The organism is Bradyrhizobium sp. WSM471 (assembly GCF_000244915.1).
Lineage (GTDB): Bacteria > Pseudomonadota > Alphaproteobacteria > Rhizobiales > Xanthobacteraceae > Bradyrhizobium.
Window position 1 is genome coordinate 3,454,934 of sequence record NZ_CM001442.1, and the last position, 25,776, is coordinate 3,480,709.

General features: G+C 65.0%; 23 protein-coding genes. 16 read left to right on the plus strand and 7 right to left on the minus strand.

What is annotated here, in order from left to right:
* The 3 genes from BRA471DRAFT_RS15040 to BRA471DRAFT_RS15050 all read left to right on the plus strand — a co-directional run bounded on the left by BRA471DRAFT_RS15040 (nucleotide 1) and on the right by BRA471DRAFT_RS15050 (nucleotide 3,041).
* On the plus strand, nucleotides 1-1,296 hold the full coding sequence (locus BRA471DRAFT_RS15040; RefSeq protein WP_007608554.1) for an aminotransferase class III-fold pyridoxal phosphate-dependent enzyme: 1,296 nt from the start codon (nucleotides 1-3) through the stop codon (nucleotides 1,294-1,296).
* 138 nt (nucleotides 1,297-1,434) lie between these two features.
* Complete coding sequence (locus BRA471DRAFT_RS15045; protein WP_007608555.1) at nucleotides 1,435-2,367, plus strand: N-carbamoyl-D-amino-acid hydrolase; 933 nt, start codon at nucleotides 1,435-1,437, stop codon at nucleotides 2,365-2,367.
* A gap of 5 nt (nucleotides 2,368-2,372) precedes the next feature.
* Nucleotides 2,373-3,041, plus strand: a complete 669-nt coding sequence (locus tag BRA471DRAFT_RS15050) for a flavin reductase family protein (protein ID WP_007608557.1) — start codon at nucleotides 2,373-2,375, stop codon at nucleotides 3,039-3,041.
* Here BRA471DRAFT_RS15050 and BRA471DRAFT_RS15055 read toward each other — a convergent pair.
* Complete coding sequence (locus tag BRA471DRAFT_RS15055) at nucleotides 3,038-3,700, minus strand: aspartate/glutamate racemase family protein (RefSeq protein ID WP_007608559.1); 663 nt, start codon at nucleotides 3,698-3,700, stop codon at nucleotides 3,038-3,040. The two genes, BRA471DRAFT_RS15050 and BRA471DRAFT_RS15055, sit on opposite strands and share 4 nt — an antisense overlap.
* A 56-nt stretch (nucleotides 3,701-3,756) precedes the next feature.
* Here BRA471DRAFT_RS15055 and hydA point away from each other — a divergent pair, with 56 nt between their 5' ends.
* From hydA to BRA471DRAFT_RS15120, 13 genes are all read left to right on the plus strand, one after another.
* A complete protein-coding gene (gene hydA, locus BRA471DRAFT_RS15060) occupies nucleotides 3,757-5,226 on the plus strand; it encodes a dihydropyrimidinase (protein ID WP_007608561.1) in 1,470 nt (489 codons plus the stop codon).
* Between the two features lie 16 nt (nucleotides 5,227-5,242).
* Nucleotides 5,243-6,217 (plus strand): NAD(P)-dependent oxidoreductase, encoded by a 975-nt coding sequence (locus BRA471DRAFT_RS15065; protein ID WP_007608562.1) that lies wholly within the window; start codon nucleotides 5,243-5,245, stop codon nucleotides 6,215-6,217.
* 1 nt (nucleotide 6,218) lies between these two features.
* Nucleotides 6,219-6,968, plus strand: coding sequence for an SDR family oxidoreductase (locus tag BRA471DRAFT_RS15070; RefSeq protein WP_007608563.1), 750 nt, complete (start codon nucleotides 6,219-6,221; stop codon nucleotides 6,966-6,968).
* Nucleotides 6,965-8,401, plus strand: a complete 1,437-nt coding sequence (locus BRA471DRAFT_RS15075; protein WP_007608564.1) for an NAD(P)-binding domain-containing protein — start codon at nucleotides 6,965-6,967, stop codon at nucleotides 8,399-8,401. Before BRA471DRAFT_RS15070 ends, BRA471DRAFT_RS15075 begins: the two co-directional genes overlap by 4 nt.
* A gap of 119 nt (nucleotides 8,402-8,520) precedes the next feature.
* Complete coding sequence (locus tag BRA471DRAFT_RS15080; protein ID WP_007608565.1) at nucleotides 8,521-10,140, plus strand: ABC transporter substrate-binding protein; 1,620 nt, start codon at nucleotides 8,521-8,523, stop codon at nucleotides 10,138-10,140.
* Nucleotides 10,141-10,181: 41 nt separating this feature from the next.
* Entirely contained in the window at nucleotides 10,182-11,216 is a 1,035-nt protein-coding gene (locus tag BRA471DRAFT_RS15085; protein ID WP_007608567.1) for an ABC transporter permease, read from the plus strand.
* Nucleotides 11,213-12,061: an ABC transporter permease gene (locus BRA471DRAFT_RS15090; RefSeq protein WP_007608569.1), complete on the plus strand. Its 849-nt coding sequence runs from the start codon at nucleotides 11,213-11,215 to the stop codon at nucleotides 12,059-12,061. Before BRA471DRAFT_RS15085 ends, BRA471DRAFT_RS15090 begins: the two co-directional genes overlap by 4 nt.
* Nucleotides 12,058-13,728, plus strand: a complete 1,671-nt coding sequence (nikE, locus tag BRA471DRAFT_RS15095; RefSeq protein WP_007608571.1) for an ABC transporter ATP-binding protein — start codon at nucleotides 12,058-12,060, stop codon at nucleotides 13,726-13,728. Before BRA471DRAFT_RS15090 ends, nikE begins: the two co-directional genes overlap by 4 nt.
* A 141-nt stretch (nucleotides 13,729-13,869) precedes the next feature.
* Entirely contained in the window at nucleotides 13,870-15,471 is a 1,602-nt protein-coding gene (locus tag BRA471DRAFT_RS15100) for an ABC transporter substrate-binding protein (protein ID WP_007608572.1), read from the plus strand.
* Nucleotides 15,472-15,488: 17 nt separating this feature from the next.
* Nucleotides 15,489-16,430, plus strand: a complete 942-nt coding sequence (locus BRA471DRAFT_RS15105; RefSeq protein ID WP_007608573.1) for an ABC transporter permease — start codon at nucleotides 15,489-15,491, stop codon at nucleotides 16,428-16,430.
* Nucleotides 16,427-17,350, plus strand: coding sequence for an ABC transporter permease (locus BRA471DRAFT_RS15110; RefSeq protein WP_007608574.1), 924 nt, complete (start codon nucleotides 16,427-16,429; stop codon nucleotides 17,348-17,350). Before BRA471DRAFT_RS15105 ends, BRA471DRAFT_RS15110 begins: the two co-directional genes overlap by 4 nt.
* 19 nt (nucleotides 17,351-17,369) lie before the next feature.
* A complete protein-coding gene (locus BRA471DRAFT_RS15115) occupies nucleotides 17,370-18,359 on the plus strand; it encodes an ABC transporter ATP-binding protein (RefSeq protein WP_007608575.1) in 990 nt (329 codons plus the stop codon).
* Entirely contained in the window at nucleotides 18,356-19,348 is a 993-nt protein-coding gene (locus BRA471DRAFT_RS15120) for an ABC transporter ATP-binding protein (protein WP_007608577.1), read from the plus strand. The genes BRA471DRAFT_RS15115 and BRA471DRAFT_RS15120 overlap by 4 nt, the downstream gene beginning before the upstream one ends.
* Before the next feature lie 178 nt (nucleotides 19,349-19,526).
* On the opposite strand, the gene BRA471DRAFT_RS15125 is transcribed toward BRA471DRAFT_RS15120, so the two are convergent.
* From BRA471DRAFT_RS15125 to BRA471DRAFT_RS15150, 6 genes are all read right to left on the minus strand, one after another.
* Nucleotides 19,527-19,814, minus strand: coding sequence for a YciI family protein (locus BRA471DRAFT_RS15125; protein ID WP_007608578.1), 288 nt, complete (start codon nucleotides 19,812-19,814; stop codon nucleotides 19,527-19,529).
* 78 nt (nucleotides 19,815-19,892) lie between these two features.
* Nucleotides 19,893-20,867, minus strand: a complete 975-nt coding sequence (locus BRA471DRAFT_RS15130; protein ID WP_007608580.1) for a sugar ABC transporter substrate-binding protein — start codon at nucleotides 20,865-20,867, stop codon at nucleotides 19,893-19,895.
* A 42-nt stretch (nucleotides 20,868-20,909) separates the two neighbouring features.
* Nucleotides 20,910-21,887 carry an ABC transporter permease gene (locus BRA471DRAFT_RS15135; RefSeq protein WP_007608581.1) on the minus strand — a complete coding sequence of 326 codons (978 nt, stop codon included), beginning with the start codon at nucleotides 21,885-21,887 and terminating at the stop codon, nucleotides 20,910-20,912.
* Entirely contained in the window at nucleotides 21,884-22,834 is a 951-nt protein-coding gene (locus BRA471DRAFT_RS15140; RefSeq protein WP_007608583.1) for an ABC transporter permease, read from the minus strand. Before BRA471DRAFT_RS15140 ends, BRA471DRAFT_RS15135 begins: the two co-directional genes overlap by 4 nt.
* A complete protein-coding gene (locus BRA471DRAFT_RS15145; protein WP_007608585.1) occupies nucleotides 22,827-24,353 on the minus strand; it encodes a sugar ABC transporter ATP-binding protein in 1,527 nt (508 codons plus the stop codon). The genes BRA471DRAFT_RS15140 and BRA471DRAFT_RS15145 overlap by 8 nt, the downstream gene beginning before the upstream one ends.
* Entirely contained in the window at nucleotides 24,350-25,744 is a 1,395-nt protein-coding gene (locus BRA471DRAFT_RS15150) for an FAD-linked oxidase C-terminal domain-containing protein (RefSeq protein ID WP_007608591.1), read from the minus strand. The genes BRA471DRAFT_RS15145 and BRA471DRAFT_RS15150 overlap by 4 nt, the downstream gene beginning before the upstream one ends.
* Nucleotides 25,745-25,776: the final 32 nt, after the last annotated feature.

Below are 25,776 nucleotides of genomic sequence, written 5' to 3' on the forward strand. Positions count from 1 at the left end.
ATGAGCAGATTGTTGCGAACCGGGCTGAATGCCGGCGACAGCGCGCCCATGGCCGTGGTCGGTGGCGAGGGCGTCTATTTTCATCTGTCGGACGGCCGCAAGCTCATCGACGGCAGCAACACCGGCGGCGGCCTCGGACACCGTCATCCCGCGATGGTGGAGGCGATCCGCCGCGCCGCGGATACGCCCGTCGTGAACGAGGGGTGGACCTGGGTCGGCCGCGAGCAGGCGGCTGACGATTTGATGGCCACCGCGTTCCGTGGCGAAGAGGATTGGGTCGGCGCGGTGCGCTTCTGCATCAGCGGCAGCGAGGCCAACGACATGGCGCTGTCGCTGTGTCAGGCGCTGACGCAGCGGTCCGCGCTGGCGACGCGCGAGCGCGCCTATCACGGCATCACCGGCCTGTCGCGCAGCATGACGGTGCAGCCGCAATGGCATGGCGGTCTTGCGGTCCACTCGGGCGGCTCGAAGCTGCCGGCGCCGATGGCGCCCGTGCGGATATTGCCGGCGCCACACGGCGCGATCTATGGCGCGCCGCCCAACAACACCCCGCCCAGCGAATATCTGGCCGACGCCACGCGCCTGCTTTCGGATACCGCAGCGACGATCATCGACTACACGCAGGGCGGCATCTACTACGACGGCGCCTATCAGGACGAGGTGGCGCGGTGCGCGCGGCAGGCTGGCTCATATTGGATCGCCGACGAAGTGGTGACTGGTGCGGGTCGCGCCGGGCGCTGGTTCGCGTTCCAGGGTGCCGAAAACCGCCCTGACATCGTGACGCTCGGAAAATCGCTCGGCGGCGGCGCGGCGGCGGTTGCCGCGGTGGTGGTGTCGAAAGATATCGTCGAACGGCTCAAGGGCACGAGCTGGCAGAATTACGGCACGCTGCGCGGGCGTCCCATCAGCATGGCCGCCGTCAGCGCCTATCTCAAGGTCGTCAACGAAGACAAGGTTTTGGAGCACGTGAGGGGCCTCGAAAAGCTGTTCACCCGCCGCCTGCTCGTCATCGCGCAAAAGCATCCGAGCGTGCAGCGCGTGGCCGGGCAGGGGCTGCACTGGACCGTGGAGCTGCACGGGCCGGACTGGCGCTCCTGGCACGCCGACACCACCGAGGTGCCGATTGCCTCGCGCGTCGCGGAGCGGGCCCTGGAGGCAGGCGCCGTGATCGGCACCAGCGGTGAGCAGACCTCGCTGTTTCTCGCACCGCCGCTCGTGATCTCCGAGCATGAGGCCGGACAGCTTATGGACGCGCTGGACCACGGCCTCGATGTTGCGGATGAGGAGCAGACATGAGGGTGCATCGTGCAACGCACGCTATGCCGATCCGCAGGGACCGGCTGGAAAGTCCGGATGATGCTGCGTTATGCTGCCGCGCGCCGGCACATTATTTGAAATTCTAGCCTAGCCCAAGACACCACCAGGAAATCGCTGATGCGTATCGTCAATGTTGCCGCCGCCCAGATGGGTCCGATTCAGAGAGCAGACAGCCGCGAGGCCGTGGTCAATCGCATGATCGCGCTGATGGACGAGGCCAAGAGCAAGGGCGCCGACCTGATCGTCTATCCGGAACTGGCGCTCACGACCTTCTTTCCGCGTTGGTACGTGGAGGACCGGGCCGAGTTCGACAATTGGTTTGAGCGCGAGATGCCCAATGCGGCGACCCGGCCGTTGTTCGAGCGCGCGGCGCAGCACCAGATGGCGATGAATTTCGGCTATGCGGAGCTGACGCCCGACGGGCATCATTTCAACACTGCTGTTCTCACCGACAAATCCGGCAAGATCGTCGGAAAATATCGCAAGATCCATTTGCCCGGCCATGTGGAATACGACACCAAACGCTCGCACCAGCATCTGGAGAAGCGCTATTTCGAGCCGGGCGATCTAGGCTTCAACGTCTGGCGCGAGCTGGGCGGCATCATCGGCATGGCGATCTGCAACGACCGGCGCTGGCCCGAGACCTATCGCGTCATGGGCTTGCAAGGCGTCGAGATGGTGCTGATCGGCTACAACACGCCGTCCGTGAATGCGGAGAGGAGCGACGAGGGCATCGAGAAACGCCTGTTTCACAACCGCCTCTCCGCGCAGGCCGGCGCCTATCAGAACGCGACCTGGGTCGTCGCGGTGGCCAAGGCCGGCAACGAGGACGGACACCCGCTGTTCGGCGGCAGCCTCATCGTTGATCCCAATGGCGAAATCGTCGCCGAAGCGAAGACGGAGGACGACGAGCTGCTGGTCCACGCCTGCGACCTCGACGCCACCACCTTCGGCAAGACCACGATCTTCAATTTCGCGCAGCATCGCCGTATCGAGCATTACGGGCTGATCACCAGCCGAACGGGCGCAGTGCCGCCGCCGGAGAAGTGACGTCGATGGCGGACAAGGGCACATCAGGTATTCCCCTGCGCGAGCTCGATCCACGCGATCGCTACAAACTGCTTTGCGGCGTGGTGGTGCCGCGGCCGATTGCGCTGGTGACGACACTCGATGCGAACGGGGCGGTGAACGCCGCGCCCTTCAGCTTCTTCAACGTGTTCTCGGAGAGCCCGGCGCTGATCGTGCTCGGTCTCCAGCACAAGCCGGATCACAGCCCGAAGGACACCACCCGCAACATCCATCGCGACGGCGAGTTCGTCGTTCACATGGTGGACGAGGCGTTGTCGGTGGCAATGAACGACTGCGCGGTCGATTTTCCGTCCGGTGACAGCGAGGTCGCAGCGGCAGGGCTGGCGACGCTTCCCTCTGTAGACGTGAAGGTGCCGCGCCTCGCCGCCGCTCCCTTTGCGCTCGAATGCCGGCGCCATGTCGCGCTGAATTTTTCGCCCGATCGCGAACTGCTGGTCGGCGAGGTGCTCCGGGTTCACGCCCGCGAAGGCCTCGTCGATGAGGCCAATATGTATGTCGATCTCGACGCCTACCGGCCGATCGGCCGCATGTTCGGCAATCTCTACACGACGCAGCGGGATACGTTCGCGCTTGTCCGCGAGAGCCACGCGCAATGGCTCGCGCGGCAGGACGCCAAAGAGCTGAAGGACGCCTAGTGATTCGAGAACTGCACCGTACCCAGCGCCATGGTGACCGCCGCCTGTGTCGGGTCGATCACGGCAATGCCGAGCGCGTCTTCGAGGGGACGGCGATGGCGCGCCATGCCGGCGCAGCCCATCACGATGGCGCGGGCGCCGTCTTCGTCGCGCAGCGCGCGGCCGATTTCGATCATCCTGGCCAGCGTGCCTTCGCCCGAGGCGGTCTCCGCGACGCTCATGTTGAGCGGCTGCTCGCCGGCGAGGCGTTCGGTCAGTCCCATCTGCCTGAGATAGCGCATGTGACGCGGGATCGAGCGCTGGGCGATCGCGATGACGCCAAAGGTTTCGGCGCGGGCCAGCGCGGTCAGCACGCCGCACTCGGCGATGCCAAACACGGGGCGATCGGTGCCTTCGCGGCAGACCTGAAGCCCGGGATCGCTGTAGCAGGCGATGACAAAGGCAGCCGAGCTGTTGTCGCCCTCGACCAGCCGGCGCAGCGGCATCGCGACGCCATCGACATCGGCCTGGCTTTCAATGCCGAACGGTCCCTCGGTCAGCGTCTGGCAGACCAGTTCGGGGCCGCCCTCGAAACCGAGCGGCTTCAGCGCCTCCTCCAGCCCCTGCGTGACCGCAGGGTTGGAATTTGGATTGATGACGAGAATGCGCGGTCGGGACATGCTGGTCTTCCTGCAAAATTTCGATCACTTGCCCTAAGCCTATCATGGAGTGCCTCATGACTGAACCCGCTTACGACCTGATCATTCGCGGTGGGCGCGTCGCGACGACGACCGACGTCTTTGAAGCCGATGTCGCCATCTCCGGCGAGAACATCGCCGCTATCGGGCGTGGGCTTCCGTCCGCGAAGCGCGAGATCGACGCGCGCGGGAAGCTCGTTCTGCCCGGCGGCGTCGACAGCCACGCCCATATCGAGCAGCTGTCCGCGGCCGGCATCATGAACGCCGACACGTTCGAGAGCGCGACCGTCTCCGCCGCTTTTGGCGGCACGACGACGGTGATTCCGTTTGCCGCCCAGCATGTCGGCATGAAGCTGCCGCAGGTGGTGGAGGATTATCACGCACTGGCGAAGAAGGGCGCCGTGATCGACTACGCCTTTCACATGATCATTGCGGATGCGACCAAGGAAACGGTCGAGGAGCATATTCCGGCGCTGGTGAAGCAGGGCCATGCCTCGATCAAGATCTTCATGACCTATGACCGGCTCAAGGTCGACGACGAGCCGCTACTGGACATCCTGCTCGCCGCGCGCCAGTCCGGCGCGATGTTATGCGCCCATGCCGAAAACCACGGCATCATCGCCTGGATGGTGAAGCGCCTACTCGCGCGCGGCTACACGATGCCGAAATACCACGCCGTCAGCCACGCCCGCGTGTCGGAGGCGGAAGCCTTCACCCGGCTGATCGGCATGGCGGCGCTGATCGACCAGCCCATCATGATCTTCCATGTCTCGACCGCCGAGGGCGCCAAGGTGATCCGCGATGCGCGCGGGCAGGGGCTGAAGGTGTTTGCCGAAACCTGTCCGCAATACCTCTTCCTCACTGCTGCCGATCTCGACAAGCCCGGGGCGGAAGGCGCTAAGTGGATGTGCAGCCCGCCGCCGCGGACGCATGCCGACCAGGAGGCGCTGTGGCAGGCGCTGTCGCTCGGCGATCTCCAGACCATCTCGTCGGATCACGCGCCTTATCGTTACGACGAGACCGGCAAGCTGCGCGCCGGCCCCAATCCCAATTTCAAGCAGGTGGCGAATGGCCTGCCGGGACTGGAGCTGCGCCTGCCGCTGCTGTTCGACGCGATGGTGTCGAAGGGACGATTGGGCCTGGAAAAATTCGTCGAGCTGACATCGACCGCGCCGGCCAAGATCTACAATCTGCATCCGCGCAAGGGTTCGATCGCGGTCGGTGCCGATGCCGATATCGCGATCTGGGATCCCGATCGCGAGACCGTGATCGCCGACGAGATGATGCACGACCTCGCTGGCTACACGCCGTTTGCGGGACGAAAGCTGAAGGGCTGGCCGGTGTCGGTGCTGTCGCGTGGCCGGGTGATCATCGACGGCAACAAGTGCCTCGCGAGCGCCGGCAGCGGACAGTTCCTAACACGCAGCGGCGGTGAGGCGGCCAAGCCGACGGGGCGGCTCGTCGCCGACATGGATCCGGAACGGAATTTCGGGGCAAAACTGCTGTGATGGTGGATCGCGCGCGATGAAGATCGTCATCTTCGGCGGCACCGGCTTTGTCGGCCTCAACGTTACGGAGGCGCTGCTCGCGCGTGGCCACGAAGTGACGCTGTATGACCGCGCAGAGTTGCCACCATCCGCGCGGCGATCTCTTGCCGATTACGGCGCCCGGCTCAAAGCGGTGCAGGGCGATATCACCGATGCAGATGCCATCGATGCCCTCATCGCTGAAGGCGTCGATGCGATCGTGCTCGGCGCGGCGATCACCGCCGGTGATGAACTGGAGAGAGCGTCGACCGCACGCGTTCTCGAGATCAACGTGATGGCGCAGATCCCGATCCTGCTCGCCGCGATCCGTCATGGCGTCCGCCGCGTCGTCAATCTCTCGTCGGCATCGGCCTACGGCGCCGCGGGGGCGCGAGTCGAGATTCTCGACGAGGAAACGCCTTGCGATCCGGTCTCGTTCTACGCCATCAGCAAGTTCACCTCGGAGCGCTCTGTCGCGCGCCATGCCGAACTCTTCGGCGGTGATTTCCTGAGCGTACGGCTGAGCGCGCTGTTCGGACCATGGGAGCGACCGAGCTCCGTACGCGACACGCCAAGCCTCCAGTTCCAGATCTTGGCCGCGTTCGCCCGCGGCGAGCCGGCGATCATGCCTGAAGCGGGCATGAGGGACTGGATCTACGCGCCGGATGCGGCCGAGGCCGTGGCGATCCTGATCGAAGCTGACCGGCCGCGCCACCGGCTCTACAACATCTCCCGCGGAGGGCTTTGGCCTGCGCTGCAATGGGGCGAGGCCTTTGCGGCGTTGCATCCCGGCCTGGAGTGCCGCCTCGCGGCGCCGGGCGAGAACACCGTCATCAAGCTGCATGGGCCCTATCGCGCGCCGCTGTCGGTGACGCGGATGGCGGATGAATTCGGCTGGCGCGCGCGGTTCGGCTGCGCCGAGTCGGCGGCCGCGATGAGCGCCTGGTTGACGCAGCACAAGGAGTGGATCTGAGATGCGGCTGCAAGGGCGCACGGCCATCATCACGGGAGCGGGTTCGGGTATCGGCCGCGCCAGCGCCAAGCTCTTCGCGGAAGAGGGCGCGCATCTCGCTCTAGTCGATCGCGATGCCGCAGGACTTCAGGAGACCCTGAGCCTGGTCGGCGAAGCAACGACGCATGTCGGCGACGTCGGCGATGCCGGTTTCGCCGAGACCGTCGTCGGCGATGTCGTGGCGCGACACGGTCGGCTCGACATCCTGATGACCGCCGCGGGGTTTTCCTGCGGCGGCACGGTGCTGACAACGAGCCCGGCCGATTGGGATGCGGTGTTCCGCACCAATGTCGGCGGCACCTGGCTGTGGGCGCGGGCGGCCGTGCCGCAGATGCAGCTTCAGAACAGCGGTTCGATCATCACGCTGGCGTCGCAGCTCGCGTTGGCCGGCGGCAAGGGCAACAGCGCCTATATCGCGGCCAAGGGCGCGATCGTCAGCCTGACGCGGACGATGGCGGTGGATTTTGCAACCGATGGCATTCGCGTCAATGCGATTGCACCCGGTGCGATCGACACGCCGATGCTTCGCCGCAGCTTTGCCCGTCACGCCAATGCGGACGAGGTGGGCGAAGCATCCCGCAACCGTCACGCCATGAAGCGGTTCGGCCAGGCCGATGAGGTCGCGCAGACCGCGCTTCACCTCGCAAGCGATGCGTCCTCGTTCACGACCGGCACCGTGATGGTGGTCGACGGAGGCTGGCTCGCGGCATGAGTGATGCGCTGACAGAGCTGGAAGCGCACGTTCGTGCCGATCTCGTACGGATCGCGCATCCCGGTGCCGCCTGGCTCGAACCGAAGACGGGACCGAACGGCAAGCCGGCGCTGGATGTGCTCGTGATCGGCGCCGGCCAATCCGGCGTCGCCATCGGCTTCGGCCTGATGCGCTCCCGCGTCAGCAACATCCTGCTGCTGGACAAGGCCGAGGAGGGGAAGGAGGGGCCATGGCTCACCTATGCCCGCATGCCGACGCTGCGCAGCCCGAAGGACTATACCGGTCCTGACCTCGACATTCCGAGCCTGACCTATCAATCTTGGCATGAAGCCCGCTTCGGTAAGGAAAGCTGGCAGACGCTGAATCTGATTCTGAGGGAGCACTGGGCTGAGTATCTGCTCTGGCTACGGCGCACGATCGGCTTGCCCGTGCGCAACGGCTGCGAGCTTCTGGAAATCCGGCCGGCGGCGGATGGTTTGTTGGCCGCACGCGTGAAACGTGGCGATGGAGTCGAGACACTCCATGCGCGCAAGATCGTGCTCGCGACGGGGCAGGAGGGAATGGGCGGCTGGATGATCCCGGAGCCGCTGAGCCATCTGCCCGAGAGCTCGGTCGCAACGGTCGCCGATGATATCGATTTCGAAAACCTCCGCGGCAAGCGCGTCGCCGTGATCGGTGCCGGCGCATCGGCCTTCGACAATGCGGCGACCGCGCTGGAAGCGGGCGCGGCCGAGGTGCACCTGCTTTGCCGTCGTGCGCAGATCCAGGTGATCCAGCCCTATCGCTGGCTGACCTTCCGCGGCTTCTTGAGCCATCTCAGCGATCTCGACGATGCCTGGCGCTGGCGCTTCATGCGCACCATCCTCGAGATGCGCGAAGGCTTTCCGCAACCAACTTACGATCGCTGCGCAAATCATGCCAATTTCACATTGCACGAGAGCGCGCCGATCGAGGCAGCCCGCGAGACCGATGACGGCCTGGAATTGCAGACGCCGCACGGCGCCATACCTGCGGATTTCGTCATCTGCGGCACCGGCATCGACATGAACTTTGCCGGACGTGGCGAGCTGCGCGCATTTGCCGGCAATATCGCAACCTGGGCGGACCGCTACCAGCCCCCGGAGAGCGAGCGCAACGCGCGGCTCGGCCGCTTTCCCTATCTCGCCGACGATTACGCCTTCACCGAACGTGTTGCGGGCGAGACACCGTGGATCTCGAATATCCATCTCTTCGCCATCGCCTCCACCATGAGTTTTGGCCCGTCGGGATCGTCGATCAACGCGATGACGACCGCGGTGCCGAAGCTGGTCACTGGCCTGACGCGCGGCCTGTTCCGCGCCGATGTCGAACGACACTGGGCCTCGCTTCGCGCCTACGACGTGCCGCAGGCCGTGGTCACGCGGCCGGCGCGAAACATGGAGGAACCGCGATGATCGTCCATGCGCCACCGCGACAAAGCGTCCACAAGAGCGCATCATGAGACTGGCGCGCAACTTGCTTCTTTCTTGACCTGTCCTGCTGGCGTTCCTGTCGAAAATATTGGGGAAAACGAATGCGTTTTGTATCTTTCAGGCTGGCATCCTCCGTGCTCGCCACCACCGCGTTGTTGCTCGTCGCCACCGCGCCCTCGCAAGCGCAGACCAGGGCCGAGACGTTGCGCTATGTCACCGGCGCATCCGTCAACACGCTCGATCCCAACATCCCGGGCTCGACGCGCGAATCCTTCGCGCTCAGCATGAGCACATACGACCGCCTGGTGGCGTTCGGTCGCAAGCAGCTCAACGGCAAATGGGTGTTCGATCTCGACAAGATCACCGGTGAGCTCGCCGAATCCTACGACGTCAGCCCGGACGGACTGAAGCTGACATTCCGCCTGCGCAAGGATGCCAAGTTCCAGGACGGCTCGCCCGTGACCGCCGAGGACGTGAAATGGTCGCTCGATCGCTGCGTCACCGCGCCGATCCTCGGCAAGGCACAATTGCTGACGGGATCGTTGACGTCGGCCGACCAGTTCAAGGTGATCGATCCCCTCACGATCGAAGTGACGCTGCCAAAGCCCGACAAGCTGGCGCTGCCGAATCTCGCGACGGTCTACCCGTTGATCATCAACTCGAAGGTCGCCAAGGAACATGCGACTCCGGAGGATCCCTGGGCCACCGCCTGGCTGAAGGAGCACACCGCTGGCAGCGGTGCTTACGTGATCGAGAGCTTCAAGCCTGGCGAGCAGGTGATCATCAAGCGCAACGAGGCCTGGAACCGCGGCTCGCCCGACAAGCCGGCGTTTTTCAAGCGCGTCATCGTGCAGTCCGTGCCGGAGCCCGCGACCCGCGCCAATCTGGTCGAGCGCGGTGACGCCGATCTCGTCGTCGATCTCCAGGCCAGCGACGTGCAGTCGCTCGAGGCCAAGGGCAAGCTCAAGGTGGTCTCGACGCCGCAATACAATTCGATCACCTTCGTCTCGATGAACAACCAGATCCCGCCTTTCGATAACGTCAATGTCCGCCGCGCCATCGCCTTCGCGCTGCCCTATGAGGATATGTTCAAGGCTGCCTTGTTCGGCCGCGGAGCGCCGCTGTTCGGTGCGAATTGGCCTGATGGCAAGCCGCTGAACGGCATCTATCCGTTCCAGGCACCGGTGAAGACCGATCTCGACAAGGCGAGGGAATATCTGAAGGCCGCAGGACTCCCCGAGGGTTTTTCGACCACCTTCAGCTTCAACGTAGGCCAGGCCTCGACCGCGGAGCCGATGGCTGCTCTCGTGAAGGAATCCCTTGCCAAGATCGGGATCAAGGTCGACATCCAGAAGCTGCCGGATGCGCAGATGTCGACGCAGATCAACGAAAAGAAGCTGCCCTTGTTCACGGAAGGCATCGTCGCCTGGCTGCCGTCGACCGATTACTTCTACCGCAACTTCTACACCGGCAATCAGCGCTGGAATTACAGCTCGATCAACAATCCGGAGCTGGCGACGATCGCGCAGGAAGCACGCTTCGAGCCCGACAAGGCCAAGTACGAGGAGGATGGCCGCAAGCTCAATGCGATCCATTTCAGCGAGATGCCGCAGATCCCGCTGTGGCAGCCGAACCAGGACGCCGTGATGGCGGCCTCGATCGAGGGCTATACCTACGAGTTCCATCGTCAGGTCGACTATCGCGACGTCAGCCGCAAGTAATCTGACTGAAAAGTGATGTCCGCAAACGGAGGCTCTGAAAGGTGATGACCGGACTTGGTGCGACGGTGGCGCGGGCGGGGAGGCGGCTTCTGTCGTCGCTGCCGGCGTTGTTCGGCGTGCTGGTCTTCACCTTTCTCCTGATGCGGGTCCTCCCCGGAGATCCCGCGGTGTTCTTTGCCTCGGGACCCAATGCCGGCAAGGAGGAGATCGAGCAGATCCGCAAACAGATGGGGCTCGACAAGTCGGTGCCGGAGCAGCTCGTGTTCTATCTGTCCGATATCGGCCGCGGCAATCTGGGCCGCTCAATGATGACGGGGCAGCCGGTGCTCAAGGATTTGCGCGAGCGTTTGCCGGCCTCGCTGGAGTTGACCTTCACGGCGCTCCTGATCGCGCTGATCGCGGCGGTGCCGCTCGGCGTGGTCGCAGCCTTGAAACCGGGATCGCTGGTCGATCACGGCGTGCGGCTGTTCTGCGCGCTCGGCGTCTGCGTGCCGACCTTCGTGTCGGGCCTGCTGCTGATCTATGTGTTCTACTATCTGCTCGGTCTTGCGCCTGATCCGACCGGGCGGATCGACGTCTTCACCTCGCTGCCGCCGCAGCGCACCGGGTTCCTGTCGATTGATTTCCTGCTCGCGGGAGACATCGAGGGCTGGTGGGCGGCCTGCAAGCAATTGATCCTGCCGGCGCTGAGCATGGCCCTGTTCGTCATCGCGCCACTGGCGCGGATCACGCGTGCGTCGATGCTGGTCTCGCTCGGCAGCGATTTCGTGCGCACCGCGCGCTCGGTCGGATTGTCCTGGCAGAAGGTCGTCGTCACCTATGCGCTGCGCAATGCGATCCTTCCTGTCATCACCATTGCCGGCATCGTGTTCTCGACCATGCTTGGCGCGAATGTCCTGGTGGAGAAGGTGTTCTCCTGGCCGGGCGTTGCCTCCTACGCGCTCGATGCACTGCTGTCGTCCGACTATGCGCCGGTCCAGGGTTTCGTGCTGCTGATGGCTGGCATCTTCGTGCTGGTCAATCTCGTGGTCGACGTCTGCTATGGCATCGCCGATCCCAGGGTGTCGATCGGATGACCAGCGCAACCCTCCGCCATTCGGTCTGGATCTTGCGCGGCAATCCGCTGACTGGTGTCGCCGCGGCGGGTGTCCTGCTGTTCGTCCTGGTCGCGATCTTCGGACCGTGGCTGGTGCCCTATGATCCCGTCGTCTCCAATGTCTCGGAGGCCCTGCAGCCGCCGAGCGCGGCGCACCTCGCCGGCACCGACCAGCTCGGGCGCGACGTGTTCAGCCGCCTCGTCGTTGCGGCCCGGCTCGACCTTGCCATCGCCGTCTCGGCGGTCGGCATCTCCTTCGTGATCGGCGCCGTCGTAGGCTCCTTCTGCGGCTATGCCGGCGGCAGGCTCGACCGCTCGGTCGGCCGCTTCGTCGACGTCATGATGGCCTTTCCGCTGTTCGTGCTGGCGATGGCGATGGTTGCGGCGCTCGGCAACCGGATCGAGAACATCGTGATCGCGACCGCGATCATCAATCTTCCCTTCTACATCCGCTTCGCGCGCGCCGAGGTCAACGTCCGGCGCAATGTCGGCTGGGTGGAGGCGGCGCGTTCCTGCGGCGAGAGCCATTTCTCGGTGGTGCTGCGCTTCCTGCTGCCGAACATCCTGCCGGCGATGGCGGTGCAGATCTCGCTCAATCTCGGCTGGGCGATCCTGAATGCCGCCGGCCTCTCTTTCATCGGTCTTGGGGTCAAGCCGCCGACGCCGGAATGGGGCATCATGGTCGCGGAGGGCGCCCGCTTCATCTCGACGGGGCGGTGGTGGCTGGTGGCCTTTCCGGGCCTCGCCTTGATGATGGCCGTGCTGTGCTTCAACCTCCTCGGTGACGGGATGCGGGACATTCTCGATCCGCGCATGCGCACATGAGCGAGGACTTGCTCAGGATCGACGATCTCCACGTCGCATTCTCGACGCGACGCGGGACGGTCGAGGCCGTGCGCGGCGTGACGCTCAAGGTCGAAGCCGGCGAGATGCTCGGCCTCGTCGGCGAGAGCGGCTCGGGCAAGTCGGTGACTGGTTTTGCGACGACGCGGCTCCTGGATTCAGCCGGGCGCGTCACCGCAGGCAAGATACTGTTTCGCGGCCAGGACGTCACAAAACTCAGGGGCGATGATCTCCGGCAGCTCCAGGGCGCCGCGATGTCGATGATCTTCCAGAACCCGCGAGCGGCCCTCAATCCGATCCGCACGATCGGCCTGCAGATCGCGGACGCGATCCTCACTCACAAGCGGATATCGAAGGGCGCCGCCCGCGCCGAGGCGCTGGAGCTGTTGCGCGCCGTCCAGATCCGCGAGCCGGAAGCGCGGATGAACGCCTATCCGCACGAGCTCTCCGGCGGCATGTGCCAGCGCGTCATGATCGCGATCGCGATTTCCTGCAATCCAGCGCTCTTGATCGCTGATGAGCCGACGACCGGCCTCGATGTCACCACGCAGAAAGTGGTGATGGACCTCCTGGCGGAGATTGCCGCCGCGCGCGGCATGGCAACGATCCTGATCACGCACGATCTCGGCCTAGCGGCGCGATATTGTCGACGTATCGCGGTGATGGAGCGCGGCCGCATCGTCGAAGAGGCAAGTCCGAGGACGCTGTTCGGCGCGCCACAGCACGCCTATACCAGACGTCTGGTGGCGGCATCGCCGACTGCAACCTCCCAAATCGAAGACCTCGTGACGGAAGAGGAGCGGGAAGGCTACGCGGCTGTCCTCAGCAGGCCCAGACAGGAGCTCGCCCACGGCACCCCACCGCTGCTGGAAGTGCGCAAGCTCGCAAAACGCTTCGACGAGGGTGCTGCGGCGGTGGCGGACTTCTCGATGACGATGGCCGGCGGCGAGAGCGTCGGCCTCGTCGGCGAATCCGGCTCCGGCAAGAGCACGACGTCGCGGATGATATGCCGCCTGATCGACCCGAGCGAGGGCGAGATCGTGTTCGACGGGCAGTCGATCGGCCACGTGGCGTCGCGTGACTTCCATCGCTCGCGCTTCCGCAAAGACATCCAGATGGTGTTCCAGGACCCGAACGAGAGCCTCAACCCGCGCTTCACCGCCTTCGATTGCATTGCCCATCCCCTGATGCGGCTCGACGGCATGCGTGGGGGCGATGCGCTGCGCAAGCGCGTGGAGGATTGCGCCGATCGTGTGGGGCTGCCGCTGGATCTGTTGCCGCGCTTTCCGCATCAGCTCTCCGGCGGCCAGAAGGCGCGCGTCGGCATCGCCCGCGCCATCGCCTGCCGGCCGCGGCTCCTGGTGCTGGACGAGCCGACCGCCGCGCTCGACGTCTCCGTGCAGGCCGTGGTGCTGCAACTGCTCGACCGCCTGCGGCGCGAGAACGACATCGCGCTGCTGTTCGTCAGCCACGATCTCAACGTGGTGCGCATGCTTTGCGACCGCACCATCGTGCTGCGCAATGGCGGCATCGTGGAGCAGGGCGAGAGTCGGGCGCTGTTCGACAATCCCACGACCGATTACACGCGCAAGCTGGTCGAGGCGATCCCGCATATCGAGACCGGCCCGGTACTGGCGGCCGCGCTTTGAGGTCTCGACCGGCCCAGATGGTGCGGATATCCCGCTGGCGAAGGCCCGGTTAGTGGCACACCATTTGCACGCCAACGAGCTCTGGTTTCACCTGTTCTTGGCCAACGATGGCCGGCATCACGGCACTATTGGGAGGATTTCATGGATCGCAGGACCGTATTGAAGGGACTGGCCGGCGCGGGCGGTCTGGCATTGAGCGGCCTCTCGGCCCCGGCGATCGCACAAGGCGCCTCCGCGCGCACCCTGCGCTTCGTGCCGCAAGCAAATCTCGCCAATTTCGACCCGATCTGGGGCACGCAATATGTCGTGCGCAATGCCGCCGCGCTGGTCTGGGATACGCTCTACGGCGTCGATTCCGCGCTCCAGCCGCAGCGGCAGATGGTCGAGTCCGAGGAGGTGACCGACGATGGCACCACCTGGACGTTCAAACTGCGGCCGGGGCTCAAATTCCACGACGGCGAGCCGGTGCGGAGCAAGGACGTCGTTGCGAGCCTGACGCGCTGGGCGGCGCGCGATCCGATGGGGCTGATGCTCAAGGCGCTGCAGCAGGAGCTCACCGCTGTCGATGATCGCACCTTCAAATGGGTGCTGAAGCAGCCGTTCCCGAAGATGCTCTATGCGCTCGGCAAGAACAATTCGCCTTGCGCCTTCATCATGCCGGAGCGCATTGCGCAGACCGACCCGTTCAAGCAGATCGGCGATTATGTCGGCTCGGGGCCGATGAAGTTCGCCAAGGGTGAGTGGGTCCCCGGTGCGAAAGCCGTGTTCGAAAAATTCGCCGACTATGTGCCGCGGCAGGAGAAGGCGTCGTGGCTCGCCGGCGGCAAGCAGATGCTGCTCGACCGCGTCGAATGGATCGTGATGCCCGATCCGGCGACCGCCGCGGCAGCTCTGCAAAACGGCGAGATCGATTGGTGGGAGAACCCGATCGCGGACCTCGTCCCGATCCTGAAGAAGAACAAGAACATCAGCGTCGACATCGGCGATCCCCTCGGCAATGTCGGCTCGTTCCGCATGAATTTCCTGTATCCGCCCTTCAACGACGTGCGGGCGCGGCGCGCGGTGCTGATGGCGATGAGCCAGGAAGACTACATGCGTGCGCTCGTCGGCGATGACAATTCGCTGTGGAAGCCGCTGCCCGGCTTCTTCACGCCCGATACGCCGCTCTACACCGAGGCGGGCGGCGAGGTCCTGAAGGGCAAGCGCGATCTCGACGCCGCCAAGAAGCTGCTCGCCGAGAGCGGCTATTCCGGCCAGCCGGTGACGTGCCTCGTGGCGCAGGACCAGCCGATCACCAAGGCGTTCGGCGATGTGACCGCCGATCTCCTGAAGAAGCTCGGCATGAATGTCGACTTCGTCGCGACCGATTGGGGTACGGTCGGCTCCCGCCGCGCACAGAAGACGCCGCCCGGGCAGGGCGGCTGGAACATGTTCCACACCTGGCATGCGGGTTCGGACTGTATCAATCCGGCGCCCTACACCGCCATTCGCGCCAACGGCGACAAGGCCTGGTTCGGCTGGCCGAACAGCCCGGGCACCGAGAAGGAGGTCACGTCCTGGTTCGAGGCCAAGAACCTCGACGAGGAGAAGGCCGCGGTCGCTCGCCTCAACAAGGTCGCGCTCGAGGACGTCGTCTACGCGCCGACCGGCTTCTTCCTCAGCTACACGGCTTGGCGCAAGAACGTCTCCGGCATCACGAAAGGGCCGCTGCCGTTCTTCTGGGGCGTGTCGAAATCCGCATGACCCTGCGCTGAAGCCAGATGCTCTCCTACATCCTCCGGCGTATCGCCTCGACCTTGCCCGTGATGGCGATCGTCGCGCTGTTCGTGTTCAGCCTGCTCTACATCGCGCCGGGGGATCCCGCCGTGGTGATCGCGGGCGATCAGGCAAGTCCGGAGGATGTGGAGCGCATCCGTCAGAGCCTCGGCCTCGACCGACCCTTCCTGATCCAGTTCGGCAGCTGGGTCTGGCGCATTCTGCACGGCGATCTCGGCACCTCGATCTTCACCAATCTGCCGGTCTCGACCATGATCGGGCAGCGTCTCGGGCCGACGCTGTCGCTGATGATGGTCACGCTCCTGCTCACGATCGTGATCGCGGTGCCGCTCGGCGTGCTGGCGGCCTGGAAGGCGGGAAGCCTGATCGACCGGGCCATCATGGCCTTTGCCGTGTTCGGCTTCTCCCTGCCGGTCTTCGTCGTCGGCTATGTCCTGGCCTACATCTTCGCGCTGGAGCTCGAATGGCTTCCCGTGCAGGGCTATACGCCGCTCGCCCAGGGCCTCTGGCCCTGGCTGCAAAATCTGATCCTGCCGGCGATCGCACTCGGCTGTGTCTACATCGCCCTGATCGCGCGTATCACGCGGGCCACCATGCTCGAAGTGTTGCAGCAGGACTATATCCGCACCGCGCGCGCCAAGGGCCTCGGGCAGGGCGGCATCCTGTTCGTCCACGCGCTGAAGAACGCGGCGGTGCCGATCGTCACGGTGATCGGGATCGGCATCGCGCTCCTGATCGGCGGCGCAGTTGTCACGGAAAGCGTGTTCGCGATTCCCGGCCTCGGCCGGCTCACGATCGACGCCATCCTGCGCCGCGACTATCCCGTCATCCAGGGCATCGTGTTGCTGTTCAGCTTCGTCTACGTCCTCGTCAATCTGATGATCGACGTCATTTATACGCTCGTTGACCCGAGGATCCGCTATTGACCGACACGACCGTGAATCCGCAGGCGCTGCCGGCGGGCTTCGTCCTCGCGCCGCAACTGCCTGAGATCCTCCGGCCGGTCACAATCCGGCGCGGCTTCATCGGGCTGCTGCGCGGCCATCCCACCGTTGCCATCGGCGGCACGTTGCTGCTGTTGCTCGTCCTGATCGCGATCTTTGCGCCTTATCTTGGAACGGTGGATCCGACCGCACTTGCACCGGCCAAGCGCACCCGCGCACCGTCGGCGCTTTACTGGTTTGGCACCGACGTCCTCGGCCGCGACATCTATTCACGCGTGCTGTTCGGCGCGCGCGTCTCGCTCACGGTCGGCTTGTCCGTTGCGATCTTCGCCTCCGCGGCCGGTCTCGCCATCGGCATCGTCTCCGGTTTCATCCGCTGGGCCGACGGCATCTTGATGCGCTTCATGGACGGCCTGATGTCGATTCCGCCGATCCTGCTGGCGATCGCGCTGATGGCGCTGACACGCGGCAGCGTCGGCAACGTCATTCTGGCGATTACCGTTGCCGAGATACCGCGGGTTTCCCGTCTTGTCCGTAGTGTGGTGCTGTCGCTGCGCGAGCAGCCTTACGTGGATGCGGCGGTGGCCTGCGGCACGCGCACGCCGATGATCATCCTGCGCCACATCCTGCCGAACACGCTGGCGCCGATGCTGATCCAGGCGACTTACATTTGCGCCAGTGCGATGATCACGGAGGCGATCCTGTCCTTCATCGGCGCGGGAACGCCGCCGACCATTCCGTCCTGGGGCAACATCATGGCCGAGGGGCGGGCGCTGTGGCAGGTCAAGCCCTACATCGTGTTCTTTCCGGCGGCCTTCCTGTCCGTCACCGTGCTCGCCGTCAACCTGCTCGGCGATGGCCTTCGCGATGCGCTCGATCCGCGCATGGCCAAGAGTCTCTGATGGCGAGGGGCTGATCGCGATGGCACTGCTCGAAGTCGAGAATTTGCAAACCCACTTCCGCACGCCCAGCGGCATCAACCGCGCGGTGGAAGGCGTATCGTTCCATGTCAACGAGGGCGAGACACTCGCCATCGTCGGCGAGTCCGGCTGCGGCAAGTCGGTAACCTCGATGTCGCTGATGCGGCTGATCCCGGAACCGCCGGGCAGGATCGCCGGCAGCATCCGCTTCGCGGGCAAGGACCTGCTGCAAATGTCCGATCGCGAGATGCGCGCGATCCGCGGCAACGACATCTCGATGATCTTCCAGGAGCCGATGACCAGCCTCAACCCGGTGCTGACCGTCGGCCGCCAGATCCGCGAAACGCTGATGATCCACCAGGGCCTGGACAAGCAGGCCGCCGAGGCGCACGCCATCGAGATGCTGATTCTGGTCGGCATTCCCGAGCCGAAGCGTCGCGTGCGCGAATATCCGCACCAGCTCTCCGGCGGCATGCGCCAGCGCGTCATGATCGCCATTGCACTCGCCTGCAATCCAAAGCTTCTCATTGCCGACGAGCCGACCACCGCTCTCGACGTGACGATCCAGGCGCAGATCCTGAAATTGATGCTGGATCTCAAGCACCGGGTTGGCGCGGCGATCATCCTGATCACTCACGATCTCGGCGTCGTCGCCGAAATCGCCGAGCGCGTCATGGTCATGTATGCCGGCCGCAAGGTCGAGGAAGCGCCGGTGGCGGACCTGTTCCGTTCGCCGCGTCATCCCTATACGCAGGGCCTGCTCGGCGCAGTGCCGCGGCTCGGCTCGTCGCTGACCGGCAGCGCGAGGCGGCTTGCAGAGATTCCGGGGCAGGTGCCTGATCTTCGCAAGCCCATCGTCGGCTGCGTCTTCGCCGGGCGTTGCGCGCTCGCGACCGATCTCTGCCGGCAGTATGCGCCGGGGCTCGAAGAGAAGGGGCCACGTCACGTCGCGGCCTGCCACTATGCGGCCAAGGGAGCGGTCGCGGCATGAGTCCCCCGCTGCTCCAGGTCAACGACCTCAAGAAGCACTTCCCGGTCAAAAAGGGCCTGTTCAGCCGCAAGTCGGAATGGGTCTATGCGGTGGACGGCGTGTCGTTCGAGATCGCGCGCGGCGAGACGCTCTCGCTGGTCGGCGAGTCCGGCTGCGGCAAATCGACGGTCGGCCGCGCGATCCTGCGCCTGTTCGACATCACGGCAGGGCAGGTCATCCTCGACGGCCAGCGTATCGATGACGCCCATCCGAGCACGATGCGCCAGATGCGCCGCCGCGTGCAGGTAGTGTTCCAGGACCCGTTCTCGAGCCTCAATCCGCGCATGCGCGTGCGCGACATCCTGGCCGAGCCGATCCGCAATTTCGGCCTCGCCAAATCTGCGATCGATCTCGAAACCCGCGTGACGGCGCTGATGGACACCGTGCGTCTGCCGCGCGAGGCGCTGAACCGCAGGCCGCACGAATTCTCCGGCGGCCAGCGCCAGCGCATCGGCATCGCGCGGGCGCTCGCCGCCGAGCCCGACCTGATCGTCTGCGACGAGGCGGTCTCCGCGCTCGACGTCTCGGTCAAGGCGCAGATCGTCAATCTGCTGCAGGATCTGCAGCGTGAGTTCGGCCTGGCGTTGCTGTTCATCAGCCACGACCTCGCGATCGTCGAGCACATGACCCATCGCGTCGCGGTGATGTATCTCGGCAAGATCGTCGAGGTGGCGCCGCGCTACGAGATCTTCGCCGCGCCAAAGCATCCTTACACCAAGGCGCTGCTCTCGGCGGTGCCGCTGCCGGAGCCTGGCGCCCAGCGCAATCCGATCATCCTCAAGGGCGACGTGCCAAGCCCGATCAACCCGCCGAGCGGGTGCCGCTTCCACACCCGTTGCCCGCTCGTGTTCGATCGCTGCCGGACCGAGGAGCCGACATTGCGCGCGGGTCGACCCGAGCAGTGGGTGGCCTGTCATCTCGAAGATAGTGCAGCGGTGGCGAGCGGCTAGCCGTTGGGCCGGCGGCAATCCTCTGGATCGAGGCGTAGGCGCGACAATCGGGCAAGGATGGCACTCTGCTCCTGTTTTGCCCGACGAGTCAAAAACGTTTGCGACGAAAATTCATGTGTAAAAACAACCTCATTCTACTGTGCATGGGGTTGTTTTCGCGTTTTTTGTTGAGCCGCCTTCAACCTTGGCGGCGTAGGAAGCCGGTGATGGTGACCTTGTCCCAGATGCCGGCCGCCGCAAACGGATCGGCTCGGTTGAAGGCTTCGACGTCGCTGCGGCCGGGCGCCTCGATCAGGAACAGGCTGCCGATCATCCTCTCGCCGTCGTCGGAGACCAGCGGCCCCGACATCACGATCTTGACGCCGAAGCGCGAGGTGTCGCTCAGGAAAGCCTTGTGGGCATCGTAATGGGCGAGCCGGGTCGGCAGCGCGCCGTCGCGGTCGAGGGCGTGAATGGCGAACAGCATGATGGTCTCCGTTTATATCCGTTTTCTTGGGACGGCCGCGGCAGCGGCCGTCCGGGCTTGTCGTGATGGTGTGCTGACTTACTTGCCGCCGAGCTTGCTGGCTTCCTCGAAAGTCGGGCAGCTCCGTTGCTCCAGCGGCACGTCGAACGGCTGGTAATTGTCCTTGGTGATGACGGTCGGCTTCAGCACGATCTCGGCGATGACAGGCTGGTTGCGCAGGGATCGGATCGCCATCATGGTGCCGAGGCAGCCTTGAAAAAATCCGTTGTAGTCGCCGCTCGCGAGCAGCTTGCCGGACTTGATCGCGTCGATCGCTTCCTTGGTGCCGTTGATGCCGATCACCTGCGCCTTGCGGTTGGCGCCGTCGAGCGCCTCGATCGCGCCGACCGCCATGGCGTCGTTGGCGGCGAGCACGCCGTCGATCTGCGCGTTCGACTGCATCAGATTCTCCATCACCTGGAGCGCCTGGAGCCGCTGGTAATTGCCGGGCTGCGAGGCCAGCAGTTTTGCACCGGCATTCTCCTTCAGCGCGTCGTTGAAGCCGCGGACGCGGTCGACATTGGTCAGCGAGCCCTTGACGCCCTCGATAATGACGATGTTGCCCTTGCCGCCGAGCGTCTTGAGCAGGAAGCGCGCGGTCTCGAGCCCGAGGCTGTAATCGTCCGCGCCGACGAAGGACAGGAACTTGCCGCCGGCCGAGCGGTCGGTGATGTTGACGACCGGGATCTTGGCCTCGTTGATCTTCTCGACACCCGGCACCATCGCCTTGTAGTCGACCGGCGTGAAGACGATGGCGCTCGGCTTCTTCACCACGACGTCCTCGATCTGGCTGAGCTGCTCGGGAATACTGTCGGGCTTGGTCGGGATATACTGCAGCGTCCTGGCGTTCAGCGTTTTCGCCATGTTGTCGGCGCCGACCCGCACCGTCTGGAAGAACGGGTTGGTCTGGTTCTTGGTGAAGACGGCGATGGTCTCGCCGTCGGCTCGCGCTTGCGTTGTGAATACGGTCGCCATCAGCAGCGGCAGCGTCAAATAACCCAGTTTCTGTTTCATGTTGCCTCCATCCCTCGTTTTGCTTGTTGGTCGTTCAAGAACTCATTGCGCGCGGCGGCGGGTCTTCATGTCGAGCCAGACCGCGAGAATGACGATGATGCCGGTGACCAGCGGCTGCCAGTTGGCGCTGACCGACAAGAGGTTCATGCCGTTCAGCACCAGCGTCAGGATCAGCGCGCCGATGAAAGTGCCGAACACGGTGCCGACGCCGCCGAATAGCGAGGTGCCGCCGATCAGCACGGCGGCGATGGCGGGCAGCGTCAGGCTTTCGCCGATGTCGGCCTCAGCCGAATTCAGCCGCGACAGGAAGATGATCGAGGCGAGCCCGGCCATGGTGCCGGAGACCGCGTAGACCAGCAGCAGGCGGCGCGCGACCGGAATGCCCGAGAGCCGCGCCGCGACCGGATTGGCGCCGATCGCATAGATCTCCTGGCCCCAGATCGTTCGCTGCGCGAACAGCGTTCCAATGCCGAGGAACACTAGCAGCAGGTAGACCGGGATCGGCAGGCCAAACAGATAGCCGCTGCCGATCTGGCGGAAGCCGGCCGGAAAGCCGTGGAGGGTTTCGCCCGCCATGTACCAATAGGTGAGGCCGTTCAGCACCCAGAGCATGCCGTAGGTGGCGATGAAAGAGGGGATGCGCAGCGCGGTGACCATCACGCCGTTGAGGAGCCCAACGAGGCCGCCGCAGGCAAGCCCGGTGAGGATGCCGAGCGCCGGCGAGCCGGTCTTGTGGATCACGGTCCCGGCGATGCAGGCGGACAGCGCGACATTGGCGCCGACGGAGAGATCGAGGCCCGCGGTCAGCACCACCAGGGTCAGGCCCGAAGCGATGAAGAAAGTCAGGCTCGCCTGCCTCAGCACATTGAGGATATTACCGAGGCTCAGGAAGGAATCGCTGAGCACGGCGAGCATCGCACAGATCAGCAGCGCCGCGAGCAGGCGATAGAACACCTGGATCGCATCCTGCGACAGGAACGAGCGGGGCGGCGCGATGGCGTCTTTGCTGATGTCGGTCATGCGCGGCTCCGCAGGCCGTCAAGAAAGAGGGCAACGATGACGAGGACGCCGACGCTCGCGACCTGCACCGAGGATGGCAGCGAGATCAGGTTCAGCCCGTTGCGCAGCACGCCCACGGAGAGCACGCCGAGCAGCGTGCCGAGCAGCCAGCCATTGCCGCGCTCGAACGACGTGCCGCCGACGGCGACGGCCGCGATCGCATCGAATTCGAGACCGAGGCCCGCGGTTGGATGCCCGGAATTCATGCGCGCCGTCATCAGCAGGCCGGCGATGCCGGCCATGGCGCCGCCGATCGCATAGACCGCGATCAGCAGCTTGTTCGGCGAGAGGCCGGCATAGCGCAGCGCCTCACGGTTGCCGCCGAGCGCGAAGATATAGGTGCCGAAGCGGGTGTGATAGAGCAGGCCGTGAAAGGCGGCATAGGTCACCAGCGCCATCACGATCGGCACGGGCACGCCGAGCAGCGTCGCCGAATAGATGTCGCGCACGCTGTGGGGGATGCCGACCACGCTCTGGCCGTCGCTGACGATCAGCGACAGGCCCTGCGCCATGCCGAGCGTACCGAGCGTCGCCACGAAGGGCGGGATGCCCACGATGGCGACCAGCCAGCCGTTGACGAAGCCGAAGGCTGTGCCGACGAGGAGCCCGGCACCGAGGCCGAGCAACATCGAGTGGGTGGCGAGCGAGACGATGGCGACGCAGAGCGAGGTCAGCGTCAGCACCGCTCCCATCGACAGATCCAACCCCTCGGTCATGATGATCAGTGTCATCGGCAGCGCGAGCATGGTCAGGATCGTCGACTGCACCAGCACGTTGGAGAGGTTGGCGACCGACAGGAAACCGGGTGCGATCGTGCTGAACAGCGCGATCAGCAGCACCAGCACGACGGCAACGCCGGGAATCCGTTGCAATGGATTGGATCGCGAAACGACCGCGGCCTCACGCATGATGCATCCCCAGTCGCACGATGTTCTCCTCTGTCAGCTCGTTGCGCGCGAGGTGCCCGGCGATGCGTCCTTCGCGCATCACATAGGCGCGGTCGCAGACATGGCAGATCTCGACCTGTTCGGACGAAATCATCAGCGCCGCCGCACCCTCCGCGACAAGGCGGTCGATGAGGGCGAAGATTTCGGCCTTGGCGCCGATGTCGATGCCCCGGGTCGGCTCGTCGAAGATGAAGAGCTTTGAACCGGCGGCGAGCCACTTGCCGATCACGACCTTCTGCTGATTGCCGCCTGAAAGCAGGCCAACGGTCTGGCGCGCGCTGGGCGTCGCAATGCGGAGCTGACGGATCAGGCCGTCGGACGTGCGCTGTGCCCGGCGCTGGTCGAACAGACCGCTCGGGAACAGCTTTCGCAGCGCCGACACCACCAGATTGTCCCCCACCGACCGCAACAGCGCGAGGCCCTCGCTCTTGCGGCTCTCCGGGATCAGCGCAATGCCGCGGCGGGCGGCAAGATCAGGCTCGCCGGAGATAGTCTGGCCGTCGAAGACGATCTGGCCTGATGTCACGGGATCGGCGCCGAAGATCGCGCGCGCGACCTCGCTGCGACCGGAGCCGACCAGCCCACACAGGCCGACGATCTCGCCGCGGCGCACCTCGATGTTGATGTCCGAGATTCCGGTGGTGGCGCTCAGGCCCTTGACCTCCAGCAGCACTTCGCCGGGCTTGTCGGCAAAATTGCGCGGATAGGTCATGTCGACGTTGCGACCGACCATCATGCGGACGAGCTGGTCCGGCGTGACGTCGGCGGGTTTGACGCCGTCGATGCGGCGGCCGTCACGCAGCACCGTGATGCGGTCGCCGAGCGCGAACACCTCCGCCATGCGGTGCGAGATGTAGACGATGGAGACGCCGTCGGCCTTCAGCCGCGCGATCAGCGCGAACAGCAGCTCGGTCTCGCGATCGGACAGCGCCGCGGTCGGCTCGTCCATCACGAGGATCCGGGCGTTCTGGCTGATCGCTTTCGCGATCTCGACCATCTGCTGCTGCGCCACCCCCAGCTTGTCGACGATGGTGGAGGGATCGATGTCAAAGCCGATCGTACCGAGCACGCGCGCGGCGTCGGCCAAAATCCTGCGGCGGTCGATCGTGCCGGGGATGCGGCCCTTCGGCTCGCGGCCAAGGAAGATGTTCTGGGCGATATCGAGATGAGGGACGAGGGAGAATTCCTGGAAGATCACGGCAATGCCGAGCTTCTGCGCGTCCGCGGCCGAATTGATAGCGACCTTCTCGCCCTTGAAGTAGAACTCGCCGGCATCGGCGCGGTAGGCCCCGCACAGCACCTTCATCAGGCTCGACTTGCCGGCGCCGTTCTCCCCTAATAGCATGTGGACTTCGCCGGGGAAGACGGCAAAGGACACGTCATCCAACGCCTTGACGCCGGGAAACTCCTTGCTGATGCCGCGCAGCTCAAGGAGCGGGACAGGCGAGGAGGGCTCGACGGCCAGTGCGGCGGTGCTCATGCCTGCGCTCCGCTTGCAAAGATCTTTCCGGGATTCATCAGTCCGTCTGGGTCGAGCGCGGTCTTGATCGATCGCATCACATCGACGGCCTCGCCGAGCTCATCAGCGAGATAATCGATCTTGCCGAGCCCGATGCCGTGCTCGCCGGTGCAGGTGCCGTCCATGGCAATCGCGCGGGCGACCATGCGGGCCTGGAGCGCCTTGGCGCCTTCGACTTCCTCCGGCTCGGCGGGATCGATCAGGATCAGCATGTGGAAATTGCCGTCGCCGACATGGCCGACGATAGGCGCCGTGAAACCGTGGCCGTCGGCATCGCGCCGGGTCTCCGTGAGGCATTCCGCCAGCCGCGAGATCGGCACGCAGACGTCGGTGATCACGGCGCGCGCGCCGGGGCGGAGGCCCAGGCCCGCATAGAGCGTGTTGTCGCGGGCGTGCCAGAGCCGGCTGCGGTCTTCCTGCGCCTTCGCCCAGGCAAAGCCATGACCGCCATGGTCGGCGGCAATGGCTTGTGCAGCTTCGGCCTGCTCGGCGACGGAGGTCTCGGACCCATGGAATTCGAAGAACAGGGTCGGGGCTTCGCGATAGCCGAGCTTTGCATAGGCGTTGATGCCGCGCATCATGACGTCGTCGAGCAACTCGATGCGCGCGACGGGGATCGCGGACTGGATCATGGAGATCGCGGTGTCGACGGCATCCTGCAGGGTGTCGAAGCTGCAGACCGCGGCCGAGATCGCCTGCGGCACCGGATGCACCTTCAGCGTGATCTCGGTGATCACACCGAGCGTGCCCTCGGCGCCGACGAACATCCGCGTCAGGTCGTAGCCGGCGGCCGACTTGCGCGCGCGCCGGGCGGTCCGGATCACGCGACCGTCGGCCAGCACCACCTCCAGCGCCATGACATTGTCCTTCATGGTGCCGTAGCGCACCGCCATGGTGCCGGAAGCACGCGTGGACGTCATGCCGCCGATCGAAGCGTCGGCGCCGGGATCGATCGGAAAGAAAAGTCCGGTGCCGCGCAGCTCCGCATTGAGCTGCTTTCGCGTGATGCCGGGCTGCACGACGACATCCATGTCGCTCTCGTGCACGGTCAGCACCTTGTTCATGCGTGCGAAGTCGAAGCAGACGCCGCCCGCGACCGCGGCCGTATTGCCTTCGAGCGAGGTCCCGGCGCCGAACGGCACGATGGGCATATTCGCGCCCGCGCACAGCTTGACGATCTCCGCGACCTCCTGCGTGGTTTCAGGGAAGACGACGATGTCGGGCGGCAGGTTGCGATAATGCGACTCGCTCTGCCCATGCTGATCGAGCACGCCACGCGCGACGCTCGCGCGCGGGCCGATCATGCCTGCGAGGCGATCGGCCAATATGCTCGTGCTGACCCGCGGTCCCATCCTTGCTCCCTGTCTGCCTTGTTGTCGGACTC

Bases quoted from the DNA above. Each gene is read 5' to 3' on its own strand.
- BRA471DRAFT_RS15040 (WP_007608554.1), top strand. From the start codon at position 1: ATGAGCAGATTGTTGCGAACCGGGCTGAATGCCGGCGACAGCGCGCCC.
- BRA471DRAFT_RS15045 (WP_007608555.1), top strand. From the start codon at position 1,435: ATGCGTATCGTCAATGTTGCCGCCGCCCAGATGGGTCCGATTCAGAGA.
- BRA471DRAFT_RS15050 (WP_007608557.1), top strand. From the start codon at position 2,373: ATGGCGGACAAGGGCACATCAGGTATTCCCCTGCGCGAGCTCGATCCA.
- BRA471DRAFT_RS15055 (WP_007608559.1), bottom strand. From the start codon at position 3,700: ATGTCCCGACCGCGCATTCTCGTCATCAATCCAAATTCCAACCCTGCG.
- hydA (WP_007608561.1), top strand. From the start codon at position 3,757: ATGACTGAACCCGCTTACGACCTGATCATTCGCGGTGGGCGCGTCGCG.
- BRA471DRAFT_RS15065 (WP_007608562.1), top strand. From the start codon at position 5,243: ATGAAGATCGTCATCTTCGGCGGCACCGGCTTTGTCGGCCTCAACGTT.
- BRA471DRAFT_RS15070 (WP_007608563.1), top strand. From the start codon at position 6,219: ATGCGGCTGCAAGGGCGCACGGCCATCATCACGGGAGCGGGTTCGGGT.
- BRA471DRAFT_RS15075 (WP_007608564.1), top strand. From the start codon at position 6,965: ATGAGTGATGCGCTGACAGAGCTGGAAGCGCACGTTCGTGCCGATCTC.
- BRA471DRAFT_RS15080 (WP_007608565.1), top strand. From the start codon at position 8,521: ATGCGTTTTGTATCTTTCAGGCTGGCATCCTCCGTGCTCGCCACCACC.
- BRA471DRAFT_RS15090 (WP_007608569.1), top strand. From the start codon at position 11,213: ATGACCAGCGCAACCCTCCGCCATTCGGTCTGGATCTTGCGCGGCAAT.
- nikE (WP_007608571.1), top strand. From the start codon at position 12,058: ATGAGCGAGGACTTGCTCAGGATCGACGATCTCCACGTCGCATTCTCG.
- BRA471DRAFT_RS15100 (WP_007608572.1), top strand. From the start codon at position 13,870: ATGGATCGCAGGACCGTATTGAAGGGACTGGCCGGCGCGGGCGGTCTG.
- BRA471DRAFT_RS15105 (WP_007608573.1), top strand. From the start codon at position 15,489: ATGCTCTCCTACATCCTCCGGCGTATCGCCTCGACCTTGCCCGTGATG.
- BRA471DRAFT_RS15115 (WP_007608575.1), top strand. From the start codon at position 17,370: ATGGCACTGCTCGAAGTCGAGAATTTGCAAACCCACTTCCGCACGCCC.
- BRA471DRAFT_RS15120 (WP_007608577.1), top strand. From the start codon at position 18,356: ATGAGTCCCCCGCTGCTCCAGGTCAACGACCTCAAGAAGCACTTCCCG.
- BRA471DRAFT_RS15125 (WP_007608578.1), bottom strand. From the start codon at position 19,814: ATGCTGTTCGCCATTCACGCCCTCGACCGCGACGGCGCGCTGCCGACC.
- BRA471DRAFT_RS15130 (WP_007608580.1), bottom strand. From the start codon at position 20,867: ATGAAACAGAAACTGGGTTATTTGACGCTGCCGCTGCTGATGGCGACC.
- BRA471DRAFT_RS15135 (WP_007608581.1), bottom strand. From the start codon at position 21,887: ATGACCGACATCAGCAAAGACGCCATCGCGCCGCCCCGCTCGTTCCTG.
- BRA471DRAFT_RS15140 (WP_007608583.1), bottom strand. From the start codon at position 22,834: ATGCGTGAGGCCGCGGTCGTTTCGCGATCCAATCCATTGCAACGGATT.
- BRA471DRAFT_RS15145 (WP_007608585.1), bottom strand. From the start codon at position 24,353: ATGAGCACCGCCGCACTGGCCGTCGAGCCCTCCTCGCCTGTCCCGCTC.
- BRA471DRAFT_RS15150 (WP_007608591.1), bottom strand. From the start codon at position 25,744: ATGGGACCGCGGGTCAGCACGAGCATATTGGCCGATCGCCTCGCAGGC.